This is a genomic window from Rhodococcus sp. ACS1 (assembly GCF_002300155.1).
GTDB classification, from domain to species: domain Bacteria; phylum Actinomycetota; class Actinomycetes; order Mycobacteriales; family Mycobacteriaceae; genus Rhodococcus_F; species Rhodococcus_F koreensis.
The window spans coordinates 184,766-201,345 of record NZ_NSDZ01000010.1 but is presented as its reverse complement, the minus strand read 5'-3'; the positions used below and the strand labels follow the sequence as shown (position 1 = coordinate 201,345).

General features: G+C 61.2%; 15 protein-coding genes. 6 read left to right on the top strand and 9 right to left on the bottom strand.

From position 1 onward, the window contains the following. Nucleotides 1-35 precede the first annotated feature (35 nt). From CJ179_RS39200 to CJ179_RS39190, 3 genes are all read right to left on the bottom strand, one after another. Nucleotides 36-236, bottom strand: coding sequence for a hypothetical protein (locus tag CJ179_RS39200; protein ID WP_095865311.1), 201 nt, complete (start codon nucleotides 234-236; stop codon nucleotides 36-38). A 3-nt stretch (nucleotides 237-239) separates the two neighbouring features. Further along, nucleotides 240-1,424, bottom strand: a complete 1,185-nt coding sequence (locus CJ179_RS39195) for a hypothetical protein (RefSeq protein WP_095865115.1) — start codon at nucleotides 1,422-1,424, stop codon at nucleotides 240-242. 225 nt (nucleotides 1,425-1,649) lie between these two features. Then, entirely contained in the window at nucleotides 1,650-2,807 is a 1,158-nt protein-coding gene (locus CJ179_RS39190; protein ID WP_179377854.1) for an OmpA family protein, read from the bottom strand. A 195-nt stretch (nucleotides 2,808-3,002) separates the two neighbouring features. Here CJ179_RS39190 and CJ179_RS39185 point away from each other — a divergent pair, with 195 nt between their 5' ends. Continuing rightward, complete coding sequence (locus CJ179_RS39185; RefSeq protein ID WP_179377853.1) at nucleotides 3,003-3,383, top strand: site-specific integrase; 381 nt, start codon at nucleotides 3,003-3,005, stop codon at nucleotides 3,381-3,383. Nucleotides 3,384-3,640: 257 nt separating this feature from the next. Here CJ179_RS39185 and CJ179_RS39180 read toward each other — a convergent pair whose 3' ends face one another. The 3 genes from CJ179_RS39180 to CJ179_RS51040 form a co-directional block, all read right to left on the bottom strand. Continuing rightward, nucleotides 3,641-4,759, bottom strand: coding sequence for a WD40 repeat domain-containing protein (locus CJ179_RS39180; protein ID WP_218834908.1), 1,119 nt, complete (start codon nucleotides 4,757-4,759; stop codon nucleotides 3,641-3,643). Nucleotides 4,760-4,974: 215 nt separating this feature from the next. Next, nucleotides 4,975-5,196 (bottom strand): hypothetical protein, encoded by a 222-nt coding sequence (locus CJ179_RS51815; RefSeq protein WP_218834907.1) that lies wholly within the window; start codon nucleotides 5,194-5,196, stop codon nucleotides 4,975-4,977. Between the two features lie 727 nt (nucleotides 5,197-5,923). Continuing rightward, nucleotides 5,924-6,307 carry a hypothetical protein gene (locus CJ179_RS51040; protein WP_143549035.1) on the bottom strand — a complete coding sequence of 128 codons (384 nt, stop codon included), beginning with the start codon at nucleotides 6,305-6,307 and terminating at the stop codon, nucleotides 5,924-5,926. A gap of 348 nt (nucleotides 6,308-6,655) precedes the next feature. Between CJ179_RS51040 and CJ179_RS54260 the strand changes: the two genes are divergently transcribed. Next, a complete protein-coding gene (locus CJ179_RS54260) occupies nucleotides 6,656-7,138 on the top strand; it encodes an E2/UBC family protein (RefSeq protein ID WP_143549034.1) in 483 nt (160 codons plus the stop codon). Between the two features lie 18 nt (nucleotides 7,139-7,156). Continuing rightward, complete coding sequence (locus tag CJ179_RS39170; protein WP_095865110.1) at nucleotides 7,157-8,665, top strand: ThiF family adenylyltransferase; 1,509 nt, start codon at nucleotides 7,157-7,159, stop codon at nucleotides 8,663-8,665. Nucleotides 8,666-8,820: 155 nt separating this feature from the next. Here CJ179_RS39170 and CJ179_RS54255 read toward each other — a convergent pair whose 3' ends face one another. Next, a complete protein-coding gene (locus tag CJ179_RS54255; RefSeq protein ID WP_373560188.1) occupies nucleotides 8,821-9,255 on the bottom strand; it encodes a transposase in 435 nt (144 codons plus the stop codon). Between the two features lie 454 nt (nucleotides 9,256-9,709). Beyond that, entirely contained in the window at nucleotides 9,710-11,017 is a 1,308-nt protein-coding gene (locus CJ179_RS39160) for an IS256 family transposase (protein ID WP_095864843.1), read from the bottom strand. A 412-nt stretch (nucleotides 11,018-11,429) separates the two neighbouring features. Here CJ179_RS39160 and CJ179_RS39155 point away from each other — a divergent pair, with 412 nt between their 5' ends. From CJ179_RS39155 to CJ179_RS39145, 3 genes are read left to right on the top strand one after another with little or no spacing between them, the layout of a single operon-like run. Further along, complete coding sequence (locus CJ179_RS39155; RefSeq protein WP_095865108.1) at nucleotides 11,430-13,013, top strand: class I SAM-dependent DNA methyltransferase; 1,584 nt, start codon at nucleotides 11,430-11,432, stop codon at nucleotides 13,011-13,013. Next, nucleotides 13,010-14,131, top strand: coding sequence for a restriction endonuclease subunit S (locus CJ179_RS39150; RefSeq protein WP_095865107.1), 1,122 nt, complete (start codon nucleotides 13,010-13,012; stop codon nucleotides 14,129-14,131). The genes CJ179_RS39155 and CJ179_RS39150 overlap by 4 nt, the downstream gene beginning before the upstream one ends. 52 nt (nucleotides 14,132-14,183) lie before the next feature. Beyond that, nucleotides 14,184-15,635, top strand: coding sequence for an NF041680 family putative transposase (locus tag CJ179_RS39145; RefSeq protein WP_257015423.1), 1,452 nt, complete (start codon nucleotides 14,184-14,186; stop codon nucleotides 15,633-15,635). Nucleotides 15,636-15,674: 39 nt separating this feature from the next. On the opposite strand, the gene CJ179_RS39140 is transcribed toward CJ179_RS39145, so the two are convergent. Further along, nucleotides 15,675-16,490, bottom strand: coding sequence for an IS5 family transposase (locus tag CJ179_RS39140; protein WP_179377868.1), 816 nt, complete (start codon nucleotides 16,488-16,490; stop codon nucleotides 15,675-15,677). Nucleotides 16,491-16,580 lie beyond the last annotated feature (90 nt).

Here is a 16,580-nt window from a genome sequence, read left to right as displayed (position 1 = left end):
GGGGTGAAAGTACGTGAAACTGTGACATATTTTTCTCACCACTGACCATGCATTTTGCGGTACACCGCAACCCCGCCCACCACCAGCCCGATGATCCCTACAATGCCGAGGATGATGACCAGCGTCGGCCAGATGGATTCGACGACTGCCACCGCGCAGTAGATGGCGATGGCGCCGATCAGGATGCTGACGCACGCCCTCCGAAATTTCTCGACCAGGCCGGTGCCGTCGCTCATCACTCACCACTCTCCGATTTCGGCATCGTTGCCCGATTCTTCGGTCGACTGGAGCTGCCTCAGCAACGAGTCCAGCCCGGAGGTGTCGACCGTGACCAGGGGCAGCAACAGGCCGTGTTGCGACGTTCCGTAAGGGGCCACCAATTCGGCTTCCGCGCCACACCCCTGGTGGTAACTGCGCGCCAGCAGCCGCAGCTGATCCGCCCCCTTGATCGGCGCACCCATCTTCGTCAGCGTGGTGGCGAAGACGCGTTCAGCCTTGACCTTGAGCAGATCCAGTTGCGAGGTCAGCTGGTCGATGCGTTGGTGGAGCTGGTGCCGCTTGAGGCGAATCGGTTTCAGCTGCATCGCGTGGTGGTCGAGCTCGTCGGTGTGGGTGGAGCCGTCGCGGTATTGGACGGAGAAAATGACGATGTTGAGCGTCAGCACGATGATCGCGAAGAAGACGCCCAAGATGGCCGCCCCGGTGATGCCGTTACCGGCGGACAGGCTGTCACTGACGATCCGGTAGGCCATAACGATGCTGGCGCCGATCGCCACCGTGATCGACAAGCCGAGATACACCCGCGGCACGACCCCGGCCTTCCCTCGAGGCGGATGCCCCTGTCGATCTTTGTAGCCCCTGAGATCCCGGCCGAAGAAATGCAGCCCGATCGCCACGGCCGCGGTACCGAGGATGGCGAACACCACACTGGTCAGCAAGGGCACGATGGACTGGCCAAGGGCAGCTCGGTCACCGCTGCCGACGCCGCCCCAGTCGACATTGAACACTTCGCCGATGAAGTACAGCAGGACCGGCAGATCCAGGAGCGTGGCGAACGGCACCAAGCGCTTCAACCACCGCGCAACGCGCCGGTGCTTCAAGCTGCCTTCGTCAGCCTCCTTCGTAACGGCTGCCGCGACAGTCGCCATCCGCGCTTCGGCTGCGGTCGCGGTCAGCAGCTCGCCACTCACCCCGGACACGGGATGGTCGTCCAACCGGGCCTCCTCGGCGCGCAGGCTAGCGATCTCGGCCTGCAGCTGGGCGTATGTGTCGGCCAGCCGGCCAAGTTGGTCGGCGCCGTGGTCACGAATCTTTTCGGCTGCGGCGAGGCCCTTCGAGGCCACCAACGCTTCGAGGTTGCTCAGCCGGATGGCCGACCGCTTGATGCCGATACGCCACTGCTCGCTGACGAGCGCCAGCACCATGACCAGCCAGGCGAAAGGGATCGGGCCTCGGCCCGCGAGTGAGGTGACAATGTCGCGCTTCCGTACCCGCGCCCGGACATACGGAGTGGAACGAACCTCGGACGTGGAAGCTGGTATCGATGGTTTTGCCGACCGGCCGTTACGGATGGTCGTGGGGTGAGTGGTCATAAGTACGTCTCCAATCTTGTTGGTATTAAGTGGAATACGTAAGTGAGCGATCCGGGTTTACTTGCCCATCGAACGGTGGAAGGTCAGCTCGACGCGCCGATTCAGCCGAGCTTTGGCTTCGTCGAACTGGCGATTGGTGAAATTCGAGATCACGGGCTCGCTCGTACCGCGGCCCTCCACGGTGCCGAGCGCGTCGGTTGGAAGGCCAAGAGCCGCCAGCCGACTTGATACCGCTCGGGCACGCTGGCCAGCCAAGTCGTGCCGATCACCGTTGCCCGTGTCGGCAATGTGCCCAGTGATACTCACCCGCAACTTGCACGCGCGGGCGTCCGCCACGATCTTGATGAGAAACCCATCGGCGTCGGATGGAAGGACGGCACTGTCCGGCCGAAAGTGCAGCGTGTCGTCACCAAGCCGCTGCCAGACCGGACAGCCGCCCTCCGTCGCGATAGTCGTCACCGGAATGACCGGCACAGGGAGCGTGGCGATCGGCGGCTCGGTCACCGATTCATCCTTGGCGATGGCGCAGCTGTCGGCATGGGCGCGCTGGCAGAGTTGCAACCAGAAGGTCTCGATGGCCTGCCGTTCGAACGGTTGCAGGCGAGGCTGGCTCCCAGCCGTTATGCCGAGGTGGTGGAATGCCACCACGTGGCCGGACAGATTTGGCAGGCCGCCACCCTGCTCGATGCGGTCAATGACGCTCACTGGGTCGAAGTCGAAGCCGATCTGTTGGAACGCAACTGGATCCTCGGTGCTCGCACCCGAGGACAGGACGTTAATGTCCGAGTCCGGCATCTGGCTGGCGCGGTCCAGGAGCGACAATACGTCGAGGCCGGGTGTATTCGCGGTGCTGTTTCGCAGTAGTTCGTCGACGCCGCCGAGCGCGTCCCTGATCTGCCGGTCGGCATCAGCGGCGGCATGCTGGACTCCGCCGTTAGTAGGCCGCAACGGCGTGAGATCGCGCTCAATAACCGGAGCGTCCGGTGAGGTGATGAGGCGGACGGTTGCCTGGCCTGCCTTCTTCGACGACTTCGCCAAGCGCATCAAGTCAGTTCGGAGCGAGTCCGGCAACGAGGGACGGGGTTCGGCGGTGGTGGCGGTGGCGATGAGAGTGACTGTTCGCGGTACGGCACGAACAGGTGCGCAGGCTGAAAGAATGCCTACGCCCAGGATGACGAACGCCAGGACAACGCAGTGTCGGCGAGTGAACTCCATGTTGTTCGCCCATCGTGTCGAGAGTTCTGAGTTTGGGGCCATATGAATTGCTCCTCTCGCTTCAAGGTGTGAACGCCACTGTTGGTGCGGCGGATGACGAAGGTGATGCTGATGACTGTATTTGCGCAGGTAGAGCGAAGAAAACCATTAGGGTGATAGCACTCAGCCCACCCTTCGCGTTGCTAGGGTGGGCTGGTGGGAGACGAGTACTACCCCGACCATCTACTGCCGGTCATCCGGGAGCAGGAGGTCAGGTACAGGCGGTTCGCCGAGCTGCGCGAGCAGGTGCTGCTCGAATACGGCTACAACACCGCGCGAGCGTATTGGGGTGATCTGGAGGACGTATTCCGGTGGGCGGTCGAACGTGACAAGGACGTGCTGGCGCTGACCGAGAAAGACGTGAAGCAGTACATCGCCTTGTTACGGCGGCGGAAGTACAGCCACAACACGATCAGACGGCATGTGACGACCCTGCGTAAGCTTTACGACGAGCTCATCAGCAGAGGTCACCGAAATGACAACCCGGCCAAACGCGTGATAGTCACCTCGGTAGCAACCAAACCCAATGCGGTCTAGCGTGCTGGAATTCCAAAGCGCGTAATCCGGAGTCAGCGCAACCTGGCGATTATCCTGTTTCACACTTCCAGCCGCGATTACCATATCAACCGCCCAACGTCAATCGTCACAATGATAATGAAAGACGCTCGTTCGGCCCGAGACGTCCCTGGTTAGCTTCATGCGTTTGCAGGAGATCGCGCCACACCGTGGCTGGGGTATCTGAAGGAGCCCACCCGCTTCGCGGGATCGTCTTCAGGCATCGCTGTCGCTCTTCATCAGCGATGCTGCTTTAGGTCCCAGACCCATACTTCGGGTGAACTGTCCGCGGTACCGGCAAGCATCGTGGCGTCGGGGCTAAACTGAAGAGAAGTGATGGTGTAACCATCGGTCTGTCCTGTAATTGACCTGCCCACTGTTTGAAGAGTTACGAGATCCCACACTTGGATTGTGTATCCGGAGGTATAACCAATTCCGCTTGCAGTCGCGATTTGCTTTCCATCCGGGCTAAACGCGACCGCGATATTCCCACGGTCGCCCATATTCAGCTCACCGATCTGACGCTGAGCCAGCGCATCCCATACAAACACGGCGCTGTGGTAGCGATCGGACGCACCATCTTTAGACGGGCCCATTCCGGCGGTCAACAGCCGACCGTCATTTGTGTATGCGAGGACTTCACTGGCGATCGACAGTTGATCGACTGATTGCTGTGTTGCAACGCTCCACAACACAACACCAGGAGAACCAGAAGTCGCAATCGTCGACCCGTCAGGGCTGAAGACGCTTCGAGAATAGTCACTGGCACCCTTGTCGAGTGGCTCACCTATTGGCTGCCGACTATTGACATCCCATAGCACCGTTGATGGGCCTGTACCTACTGCGACAAGCCTTCCGTCAGGGCTAAACGCCACCGGCCCCGCACTGCTCCCGATGCCTGTCTTGAGTTGGCCGACCTGACGATGACTTGCAACATCCCATAAAAGAACGGTGCCGTCGTCGGCGCTACTTGCCAGCAGAGAGCCATCGGGACTAAACGCGACCGACACAACGCAGTTCGAGTGTCCAGTTAGCGGACTGCCGTGAGGTGTTCGTGTCTCAAAATCCCAGAGCCGCACCTTGTAGTCGCAACTGCCGGTGGCGAGCAGCGTTCCGGACGCGTTGAATGCGAGCGACTCGACAGTTTGGCCTTGAGATGAACCGATAACTCCGTCACCACTGGCCGCAACTGGTTGCGGCGCTGGCTGGGAACCCGTCGCCGTCGTGGTCGGAGCAGTTGATGCTGGCGGGATGCTTGTCACGCCCACGGACTCTTTGGTGGGCGAGGATTCCGTGCCCACTCGCTCAATAATGACAATGCCTAGCACGACGACGATGACGGCCGCGAGGATTCCCAAGAGCAAGCGCCGCGGTCGTCGCTCTGGCTCAGGGTCCAGAGCGGGCGGCGGTGGGTTCCGCCGAGGCGGAGGGGGTGGGTTTCTGACTTCTCGTGGCGGCATGTATGGATTCGGCAAATCTGGTTCCCACCCAGCATTCGGGTTCCACGGGACGTCCTCAGGCATCGTTGCCTCGGTCGATTTGTTCCGTTGCTGGCACGGCGGACCCTGTCCTTCTAGTCCAAGGCACTTGATATGAGGCCGCCAATGAAGCCGACGATTGCCATGAACACAAGGACCCATAATGCGACAAATAATGCGACGATGATAAGCCCAGCCGCCATCGGGAGTTGGGTTGCGATGCCGGCATAGGTGGTGATGCGAAGCGGTCGGGAATAGCTAGCGGCGACCTCTGTAAAGCCTCGCGTCATGACCGCGAGAAACACGAGCGCAGACACCGCCAATAGCATGAACCATTCCTGGAGTGGTGCCGTTGGCCAGTGCGATACGGCGTAGAGCCAGGATCCGGGCCAGCCGTCTGACGCGTGAAACTTCGGCGATGCCCAGGCGTGGAGGATGAGGCCAGCTACGCAGAGCCCGAGCACCCACCTGCTCCCTCGAACGCTTGCAACTCTTGTAAGGGGACCCGCTGCCGGGCCTGGAACCCAGCGCGGGACGTTCCGGTTGCGGGGTATTGGCTCAGGCATCGTCCCTCCTCGAACTGCTGAAAGGGACATCGATGCCCTGGGCGGTTCGTAGCAACCATGGTAGGGCGCTGCCAGTGGCGACGCGAGATATTCCAACTGCGACTGTGCCCTCTGACAACCGCGCCGGAACCCTCCTTGCGCGATATGAGAACCCGGTATTGTCATTCGCTTGATCTACGGGTCAGCCAATGACGCGGGGTTGCTGGACGGGAGGCATCACTTCGGGCATTATTCATCCATGGGGCAGCTACCGGCGGAAGAGCGGATCATCCTCGCTGCAGTTGCTGAAGTCCGTACGCATCGCGCTGTAGATGTAATAGCCCGTCAGCCCGCCAAGATAGAGAGGCAACCGACCATAGCGGCGCCGTTTCCTAACGCAGATAACCAATTCGGCTCGACAGCGTGAGGGGTCGAACATGGCGACGACCCCGCAGCACGGAAGCCACCCTTGGTTTCCCCACCGCGAACCGTGCGCTGACTACGCGGAAGGCGCTGTGGCCGACCCCGTCGGGTCTGCCGGATCTTCGCTTGGCACGTTCGGGTTCCATGGCACCTCCTGTGGTCCACTGTGCGGCTCGACGATACTGACAGGATCAGACAACGGGGATCTGCCGACCGGCTTCGTTGCCTCTTTAACAAATCGATCGTGCCGGTCGGCAATGAATTTTTCCAGGCGAAGCGCCTCATCGGCCAGCAGTGTAAACGTTACGTGCTTGCCTTCGCGGTCTTCACTACTCACGAAAATCGCAGCGCCGCCGTCGTATATGTCAAAGTTGCCGATCGAAAACATCGTTGCTTCGCTATCCAAATGCGTTGGCTCGAAGTCCGGCATAGGGGTGCCTCGATGTTCGGCTGCATCCATATTGAATTTTCTCCGTTATTAAATTATTCCAGCTAAAGAGTAACACTGATACCGGTAATAGGTCAACATAGAGGGCGCGAAGTAATTTATTCACCAGAAGAGAAAGGCAACTGATGGGAATCCATATACTCAACGGCGAGCCAATCGAGCTTAGGGGCGACAAAGCGACCGCTGGAGACCTAAAACGGGCAGCTGGCATTGGTGACAATCAATGGATCATGGCGGCTATGCCTGGGGAGACACTCGTTGAGCTCAGCGACCACGAAGTCCTACCCGCAGATGCCGAAGACTTCTCCACCATAACTCACTACAGATACGGATACTGCGCGAAAACGGAGTCGGACTAAAGTGGCGCGGGTAAACCTTGAAACGAGGATACGTGTGAGTCGGCTTCGTGCTGAGTCAATCGCATTATCGAAGCTGTATGGCGAAGTGTCATTCGATCGGGACGATGCGTCGTGGCTGTACGTCCCACACTTTCCTCTCCCATCCGGTTGGAACAAGCGCGAAGTTGCCATCCTCGTCGATATCCCATGGCGCGCACCTGACACTTACCCGAGCACTACGCCTCAATGGTTCTGGACAGATAACAATTTGCGCACGCATGATGGTCGCCCCTTAGGCCACTTCTTTCACCATCCGCACACTGCATCCGGCCACAACGAATCGGAGGAGCGCGAACGTCTAGCTCGCGGATGGGGACATTTTTGCATTTATATGGAGTCATGGACCCCAGCGTTAGGGGCGGCGGACTGGCAGAGAGGCACAAGCCTGATAACCTATTTAAACATGATCAAGGCAACATTCAACAACAGGAATGCGATCATCTAGCCGAGAGAGACGATCGTCATGGCGGCAATTCGCGATATTGTCTTTACCATAGATACTTGGAATGAACTCCGTGCGCATCTGCTCGGTAAACCGCGGGATAAGTTTCAGGATGAGCAGTTGGCCTTCATCTTTGCCGCACAGAATGAGACGATGAGCGGATGCAGGCTCGTGGTGCATGATCTGCTGTTGGCATCGAAGGACGACTTCATTGGACAGTCGGCAGTTGGGTTGACCCCATCGGGTGCCTTCGTCGCAAAGGCTTTAAGCCGTTGTCGTGCGGAAGGATGGAGTCTCATCGAGGCCCATTCACACCCGTTTGACGACAGCGACAGAACAACGTTCAGCGCTATCGACTGGGACAGTGACAGGGCGAAGATGCCAGAGGTTGCCCGCATTATTCCTGCGCCATTTTACCACGCGACGATGGTACTGGGGCAGAGGAGTCTGGATGCTCACTACTACGATGCAAGCACAGAGGACATTGTTCCGATTCCACGTGTAACTATCGTCGGCCGTAAGAACAACGAGCAGGCTGGGATCGCCTACGTGGATTTGGTCAGTTCCACATCCAAAAGTTCATTTGAAACGGAGATCCGCCACGATCGGCAAATTCCGTTACTTGGTACAACAACGCAAGAAGCGTTTGCGAGAACGTCGATTGCAGTAGTTGGCCTTGGAGGTCTCGGATCGTTTGTCGCCCTTCAGCTCGCCTATCTTGGCATTGGTGATATTGCGCTGATAGATCACGACCGCGTTGAAGAGACGAATCTTAACAGACTACTTGGCGCGCGGCTTGATGATGTAGGCCGCCCGAAGGTCGAGGTATTTGCCGATGCCGTCGCTTCGATCAACCCACAGGCGCGGATAACCGCTGTCAGCGCGAGCATCATGACAGAGGAAGCCTTAATGGCCGCAAAGTCTGCCGACATCCTTGTTGGTTGCCTCGATAACCATGGCGCACGATTGGCGATAAATCATCTGTCGGTTAGATATCTCATTCCCCTCTTGGATGCGGGTACCGGAGTTCACATTAGCGATCGTACCCTCGCGATGGGCGGTCAGGTGCAGCTCGTCTTGCCTGGCGCCGGCTGTTTAGAGTGTCGGGGACTAATCGACCGACGTCAGGCGGCGCACGATCTGGCCTCCAAGGCGCAGCGTGAATATGAAGAGTCACATGGTTACGGGACCGAGGAAGCTGCTCCGTCAGTCATCTTTCTGAACGGTGTCGTCGCATCGCTGCAAGTATGCGAGTTAGTAAAACTCCTGAGCGGTGAGAACCGAATGGTAGCTGTGGCCGACATCGTGGTCTACGACGCCTTGAAACAGCGGTCGTTCGTAGTGCAAGCAAGTAGTCATCGCGACTGCTTGACGTGTGGAAAGGACGGTGTGCTTGCGCTTGCCGATCTTGCGCCCCTTGAACCGGCGGTGGAAGGCCCGGTTGTGCCGAATTACCTGATTAACCCCCCTCCCGACCCAGCACTTGACGTGTTATCGGTATCGGAGGTTGCCGAGGTTATTCAAGAGTGAATGGCTAACAACGTCCACAAATACGGGAGAAGCAATGGCCGACAACACCGCGGTGCGACGGTCCCCGGCGGCGGCTCACAACCTCCGCAGCTGGTTGGGGTGATCTAGCGTTCACTGCGTGGATGACATCGAGCGCCAAGCGATCCGGGCGAGGGCTACGACCCCGACGATCCAGCGGTCATCGCGGCAATCGAGCGCGTTCGGTAGGAGCTGGCAAAACTGCGCGAGGACGCTGTAACGAGTGACTGGTCACAGCCGATGGGCTGGGCGACCGAGGGCGGCATTCCGCCCGTCGGCTGGCTCGATACGGGGACTCTCGTGTGTGCTTCAAGCGGCACCTCTATGCCGCAAAAGTCTGTGCCGGTATCCGGGCTCTTCAACTTTGTCCAGGCAATCAGCATGAAGTCTGAGTCGCGGCCCGCTATTTGCGGGTGCAGTGGAAGCGTATCCGGCGGGCGTGAGTTCTCACGATTTCGGAAGCCGCAACCGGCGCGCTTCACAGCCTTCACGAGCCGGTTGTACCTCTCGGTCCGTGCATTGGTGATCCCGGTGCTGAGGAACGCGTTGATCTCCGGCGACCACGTGTCGATCGTCTTCGCCAGGGTGAGGAGCTCGGGGATGTTCGAGTCGATGCACCAGGCAGGAACCGGTGCAGCCGATGCCGGGTCAGGTGCGGGTCGCCACCGGACTTCACGGTGGGAGGGCAGCGTGCGGAATTCCTTCAGGTCGACATCAGCGGTGTGAGCGCGCCGTTACGACGCCGGTGTCTGCTGGCGCTGGAGTGATGTTTGAGGTTCTGGTGTGTCGCTGATGCTGGTGTGATGGGGGAGCTGCGGTAGACGACGAGCCTGGCTCAGCATCCGGCTGTCCCGCAAGAGACAGGCATGGGCGGCCCGCCACCGGTGTCCTGGTCGCTAGATTCTTCTTGTGGGTGCTAACGATTGTGAGCCATGAGATGCCTGACACCGGATGCTTCGAGCATCTCGTCAACGTGGGCGTAACGAACGACGGGAGATATTGTCAAATCCTGTGGATGAGGTTGTTTCAAGCGACCTCCGATCCGGTGCTTGCGGGCTCGATCGCCCCGGCGTTGGGGCTGATATCGGTGGGTCGTTCGAGCAGTTTGCCCTTGTGGAACACCGCGCCCGCACGAACGAGCGCGACCAGATGTGGTGCGTTGACCGCACGCCAGCGCGCCTGGGCGGCGTCGATCAGCTTGTAAGCCATGGCAAGTCCCGCCGCACGCGAACCCGGCCCCTTGGTGACCTTCGTCCGGAGCCGCACCGTCGCGAAAGTTGACTCGATGGGATTTGTGGTGCGGAGATGTACCCAGTGCTCGGCCGGATACTTGTAGAACTCGAGCAACACATCCATGTCGTCGGTGATCTTCGCGACCGCCTTCGGATACTTCGCGCCGTAGTCGAGCTCGAAGGCCTTGATCGCCACCTGGGCCTTGTCGATGTCCTCGGCGTTGTAGATTTCCTTCATCGCCGCGAGCGCCCCCGGATGCGCCGACTTCGGTAGCGCAGCAAGAACATTGGCCTGCTTGTGGAACCAGCACCGCTGCTCCCGGGTTTCCGGGAACACCTCCCGCAACGCCCTCCAGAACCCCAGAGCGCCGTCACCGACCGCGAGAACGGGAGCGGTCATACCGCGGCGTCGGCAGCCGCGCAGCAGGTCCGCCCACGACTCGGTGGACTCGCGATACCCGTCGGTGAGGGCGACGAGCTCCTTCCGGCCGTCCGCGCGGACCCCGATCATCACCAGCAGGCACAGTTTGTCCTGCTCGAGCCGCACCTTGAGGTGGATACCGTCGACCCACAGATAGACGAAGTCGGTGCCCGAGAGGTCCCGACCCTGGAAGGCCTTGGCCTCGTCCTGCCACTGGGTCGTCAACCGGGTGATCGAGGCCGCCGACAGCCCGGCACCGGATCCGAGGAACTGCTCGAGCGCCGGCCCGAAGTCGCTGGTGGAGAGCCCGTGCAGATACAGCAAGGGCAGTACCTCGTTCATCTGCGGGGACTTGCGCACCCAGGCCGGCAGGATCGCCGACGAAAATCGCTGCCGCTCTCCGGTGTCCGGGTCGATGCGTTTGTCGTTGACCCGAGGGGCTTTCACGGTGACCGCACCGGCGGCGGTCAGTACACCGCGTTCGTGGTGGTAGCCGTTGCGCACCACCAGGCGGCGACCGTTCTGGTCGACCTGGTCAGCGAACTGTTCGATATAGGCGGCGACCTCCGCCTGCAGGGCGGCTGCGAGCATCTGCCGGGCACCGTCGCGGACGATCTCGTCGAGTAACGACCGCCCGTCGTCGTCGTTGGTCCGGTCGTCGTCGTGTACTACCGTGAGCACGGGCGTACCTTCCCGCCAGCGTTGCCGCGCTGGTCTTGATCAGAGTTCGGATACCTTGCAGATCATCTTCCGGGAAGGTACGCCCTCCCCGATCCACAAGTTCTGATCATTTCTCAACGACGGTGCGGATTCCGATCTAATAGTCAGTGGTCGCGCTCACACGGATAGCCAAATCATGTCGGCGGCTCGCGATAGGGTCTCCGTCAGTCGGGAAGACTTTCGTTGCTTTGAATTTGCATCTCAGAAAGGCTGTGTGACCTGGGAAAACAGGCAAGTCATGGTATAATTGAAAACGATTATCAACTAACTCGATGGAGAACCCGTTCGTGGCACTGACGCGCTCCGACGCATCTGGCTCAACTTGGAAAGAGATCAACAGCGGACTCTGCGTTACAGCGGAGGCGACAAGCTGATGGCTCGTCCCCGAACCGCCAAAGCAAAACCACAGAAATCACTGGAAGGCCGCTTGTGGGATGCGGCGGACGCACTGCGTGGCAACCAAGAGCCATCCGAATACAAGCACGTTGTTCTTGGGCTTGTATTCCTCAAGTACATCTCTGATCGGTTCGAGGAACGACGCAGGGCAATCGAGGCTTCGCTGAGCGACCCAAAATCGGACGACTTCATCCCCAACGAAGCCCGACGCGCCCAGTTCATCGAGGACCGCGACGAATACACAAGCCACAACGTGTTCTGGGTACCTGCCGACGCTCGCTGGGAGGCGATCCAGGCACGGGCGAAGCTGTCGAGCATCGGGCAGGACATCGACCGGGCGATGGACCTGATCGAGAAGGAGAACCCGGTCATCCGCGGTGTGCTGCCGCGCAACTACGGCCGGGAAGGTCTCGACAAGGGGCGGCTTGGTCAGCTGGTCGACCTTATCGGCTCGATCGGATTCACCCACACCGACGACCACGGCAGCGACGACGTGCTCGGGCGCGTATACGAGTACTTCCTCGGCCAGTTCGCAGGCAAGGAGACTGGCAAGGACGCCGGGGCGTTCTATACGCCCCGCTCGGTGGTAAGGACGCTCGTCGAGATGCTGGAGCCGTACCACGGCCGTGTCTACGACCCTGCCTGCGGATCGGGCGGCATGTTCGTGCAGTCTGCCGAGTTCGTGAAGGCCCACGGCGGCAAGCGCACTGACATCTCCGTCTACGGCCAGGAGTTCACCGACACCACCTGGAAGCTTGCCAAGATGAACCTCGCGCTGCGAGGCATCGAAGCCGACCTAGGCGATCGCTCCGCCGACTCCTTCACCCAAGACCTTCACCCCGACATGCGTGCCGACTTCGTCCTCGCCAATCCGCCGTTCAACGTCTCGAACTGGTGGGACGCCAAGCTCGCTGACGACCCGCGCTGGAAGTACGGCACGCCGCCGGAAGGCAACGCCAACTTCGCATGGGTCCAGCATTTCGTCTATCACCTCTCACCAAATGGCACCGCGGGCTTTGTCCTCGCGAACGGATCGCTGTCGTCCAAGAGCAGCGGGGAGGGCGACATACGCCGCAAGCTCGTTGAGGACGACCTGGTTGACTGCATCGTCGCGATGCCCGACAGGCTGTTCTTCAACACGGGAATTCCGGTCAGTCTGTGGTTCGTATCCAAGAATCGCCACGGCAATGGCCACCGCAAGCGCGCTGGCGAGGTCCTCTTCATCGACGCCCGCAAGCTCGGCACCATGGCCACCCGCCGTCTGCGCGAGTTGTCGGACGAGGACATCGCCAAGATCACCAGTACCTACCACGCCTGGCGCAACCACGACGGCGGCTACGACGACGTTCCTGGCTTCGCCAAGGCCGCGTCGCTGTCTGAGATCAAGCAGCACGACTTCATGCTCACACCGGGCCGATACGTCGGCGCCGCGGAGGCAGAAGCCGACGACGAACCGATCGACGACAAGATCGCGCGCCTCACGAAGGACTTGTTTGCCGAGTTCGAGCGAGGCCGAGATCTTGAGGAACTTGTGCGGGACCGCCTCCAGGGGTTGGCATGACGGCTTCCGCACTGAGCTGGCGCGAGGTGACGCTAGGTGAGCTAGAGAGTGAGTCTGGAGGGGTGATTCAGACAGGTCCGTTCGGTAGTCAGCTTCACGCGCACGACTACTCAACGGTCGGGATGCCCGTAGTGATGCCGACGAACATCCGAGACCTTCGCATCTCAATCGACGGCATTGCCCGGGTGTCTGATGAGCACGTCGCGCGTCTAAGCCGCCACAAGCTTATGGCTGGCGACATTGTCTACAGCCGACGCGGAGACGTTGAGAAATGCGCGCTAGTTGTTGAATCGCAGACGGGCTGGTTGTGCGGTACTGGTTGTCTGCTCGTTCGCGTGCAAGGCCCGACCGCCGATGCCCGCTACCTTGCCTACGCGCTATCGCTCCCCGAGACCCGGGGCTGGATCAGCCAGCACGCCGTCGGTGCGACCATGCCCAACCTGAACACGGAGATCTTGAGGGCTGTCCCGGTGTGCCTCCCACCGGTGCCAGAACAACGGGAGATCGCGGCGGCGCTGGGGGCGCTTGACGACAAGATCGAGTCGAACCGCCGCGTGGCGACCTTGACGCTCGACCTCGCTGAAGCGCTGTACCTCGCTGCATGTGAAAGCGGTTCGGAGGCCGTGCCATTGAAGGTGGCTGGCAAATGGCTGTCCGGCGGAACACCGAGCACGTCAGCGAGCGAGTATTGGGGCGGCGATCTGCCATGGATCTCGGCAACGTCGATGAAGAGCTTCTTCATCGACACCAGCGAGCGATGCCTCACTGAAGCCGGTCAAGCCGCTGCGACGAATGTCGTGCCCGCAGGCACGGTGCTCTTCGTCGTCCGGGGAATGAGCCTCAAGTCGGAGTTTCGCCTTGGCGTAGCCCAGCGATCCGTGGCCTTCGGCCAGGACTGCAAGGCGATCCTCCCGACGATTGATGGCAGCGTGCTTGCGGTGGCACTTCTGTCGATGCGCGAGGAAATTCTCGACATGGTCGACGAGGCTGGCCATGGAACAGGAAGGCTGCAGACGGATCTAAGTCTAAGCTTGTCGTTTAACCTCTGCCGTGGCGTGGGGCAGTTGGTGCTGGTGTTGTTCGGCGTGTCGCAGCGGCATGAGGCGACCACCGCCTGATCATCTTGAAGTTCCTTCCAGAGAACTTTCGAGACGAAGACAGGCGGTGGCCGTGAGTATCAGTGTGCCCGATCGGCGGGCGGTCGGGGAAGAATCGGTCCCCGATCCGCGTGTCGACCTGGTGTCGTTCCGCGAAGAGTTCTACCGGTCCCTGCCGGCCCGAGGTGATGCTTTGTTCGAGTTGACCGATGCGCTGCTGTGTTCCGGCACCGCGGTTCGCACCCTGGTCGAGTTGTCACTGGCCGCCGAGCATCGGCGCGGTCACGGCGCCTTGTACGACGCAATCAACTGCGGCCGAATAGATTACACTCGGCTGCGCCGCGCCCTCGGCGGGCTGACAATCCCGCGTGATCGCGGCGGCCGGATCGTGTTGGCCGTCGACATCAGTGCCTGGTTGCGCCCGGATGCACCGACGAGTCCGCAGCGGGGGTTCTGCCACGTCTACGGCCGCGGGAAGAATCAGGCACAGCTGATCCCGGGGTGGCCGTACTCGTTCGTCGCCGCCCTCGAGACCGGCCGTACCTCGTGGACGACGGTGCTCGACGCGGTCCGCCTACGCCCCGACGACGACGAAACCGCTGTGACGGCCACCCAGGTGCGTGAAGTGATCACGCGGTTGCGCGACGCCGGGCACCACCGCGACGGCGACCCGGACATTCTGCTGGTGTTCGACGCCGGGTACGAGCTGGCCCGGCTGGCGTTCGTGCTCGCCGATCTCCCGGTGCAGGTGCTGGGTCGGATGCGTTCGGACCGGGTGCTGTGCTTCCCGGCGCCGCCACCGGGCCGTACCGGGCGCCCACCCCGGCACGGTTCCGACTTCAAATTCGCCGACCCCCAGACCTGGCCCGAACCCGAGACCACCACCAGCACCGACACCGATCGCTACGGAACAGCCACCGCTGCGGCGTGGAATCGGTTGCACCCGAGGCTCGTCCATCGTGGCTCGTGGGCGGACCACCCGGGACCGCCACCGATCGTCGAAGGCACGGTGATCCGGCTGACGGTCGATCACCTGCCCGGGGACCGGCATCCCAAACCGGTGTGGCTCTGGTACTCACATCCTGGTGCGGGAACCGCCGATATCGACCGATTGTGGCAGATGTTTCTGCGGCGCTTCGACCTCGAACACACCTTCCGTTTCTTCAAGCAGACGTTGGGGTGGACCGCCCCGAAGCTCCGCAGTCCCGAGGCGGCCGACCGCTGGACCTGGATCGTGCTGGTGGCCTACGCCCAACTCCGGCTCGCCCGTCCTCTGGCCGAGGACCTACGCCGCCCGTGGGAACGACCCGTCCCACCAACACGATTGACGCCGGCACAGGTTCGTCGAGGGTTTTCGCGCACCCGCGCGACGATGCCTGTTCCGGCCAGTGCACCGAAACCCAGTCGACCCGGACCCGGACGCCCACCCGGATCGAAAAACACCCACCGCGCACCGCATCACCACGTGGGCAAACGCGCCGAAACCAAAGCTAGAAAACCCGTCGGGGCCGCCTGCCCAGGTTAAAGATCAAGCTAAGAGAGCGTCTGAGAACTCCCGTTCGTGTCACGCTGTGCGGGCGAGTCGGCGTGACATGGTCGCGATCATGGCGATGTAGACGACGGCTTCGTGGTGGTCGGGTCTGGTCTCATAGTCGCGGACGCAGCGGCGGTATTTGCAGATCCAGGCGAAGGTCCGCTCGACCACCCACCGCCGGGGCAGAACCTTGAATCCTTTGACATCGTCGGTGCGTTTGACAACCTGAACCGTGAGGGACAGAACATGTTTCGCCCAATCGACTAGCCTGCCCGCATAGCCGCCGTCGGCCCAGACCAAAGAAATCGTCGAGCAGTGGGCGCGCATCGCAGCCAGCAGCCGGACCGCGCCGTCCCGGTCCTGGATCCCGGCCATCGTCACCACGACCGCCAGCAGCAGCCCGCTCGAGTCCACAGCGATGTGCCGTTTACGCCCATTCGTCTTCTTCCCCGCGTCGTATCCACGACTCGACCGGGCAACGGTGTCGGCGCCCTGCACCGACTGGGAGTCGATGATCGCCGCCGACGGCAGCGGTTTCCGGCCGCTGTGGACCCGCACCCGATCGCGCAGCGCGTCGTGGATCCGCTGCCAGACCCCCGCCCGGACCCACCGGGCGAAGATCGCGTACACCGTGGTCGCGGGCGGGAACTCCGACGGCAACTGCCGCCAGGCGATCCCACCCCGCACGACATAGAAGATCGCATCGAGTACAAGACGGCGGCAATGCTTTTCCGGTCGGCCACCGCTGCCGGTGGTGTTGCCGGGTGGAGGCAGCAGTGGTTCGAGAATCGCCCATTGAGCGTCGGTCACCGAGGATGACGAGTACACCGCGCACCGATGCCGGATCCCAGAATCCGGGGTAGGGCATGACGGACACAGTGCGATGAGCGATGATGGCAAGTGAACTCCTGGTCGGGTCGTGGCGTAAGCACCTAC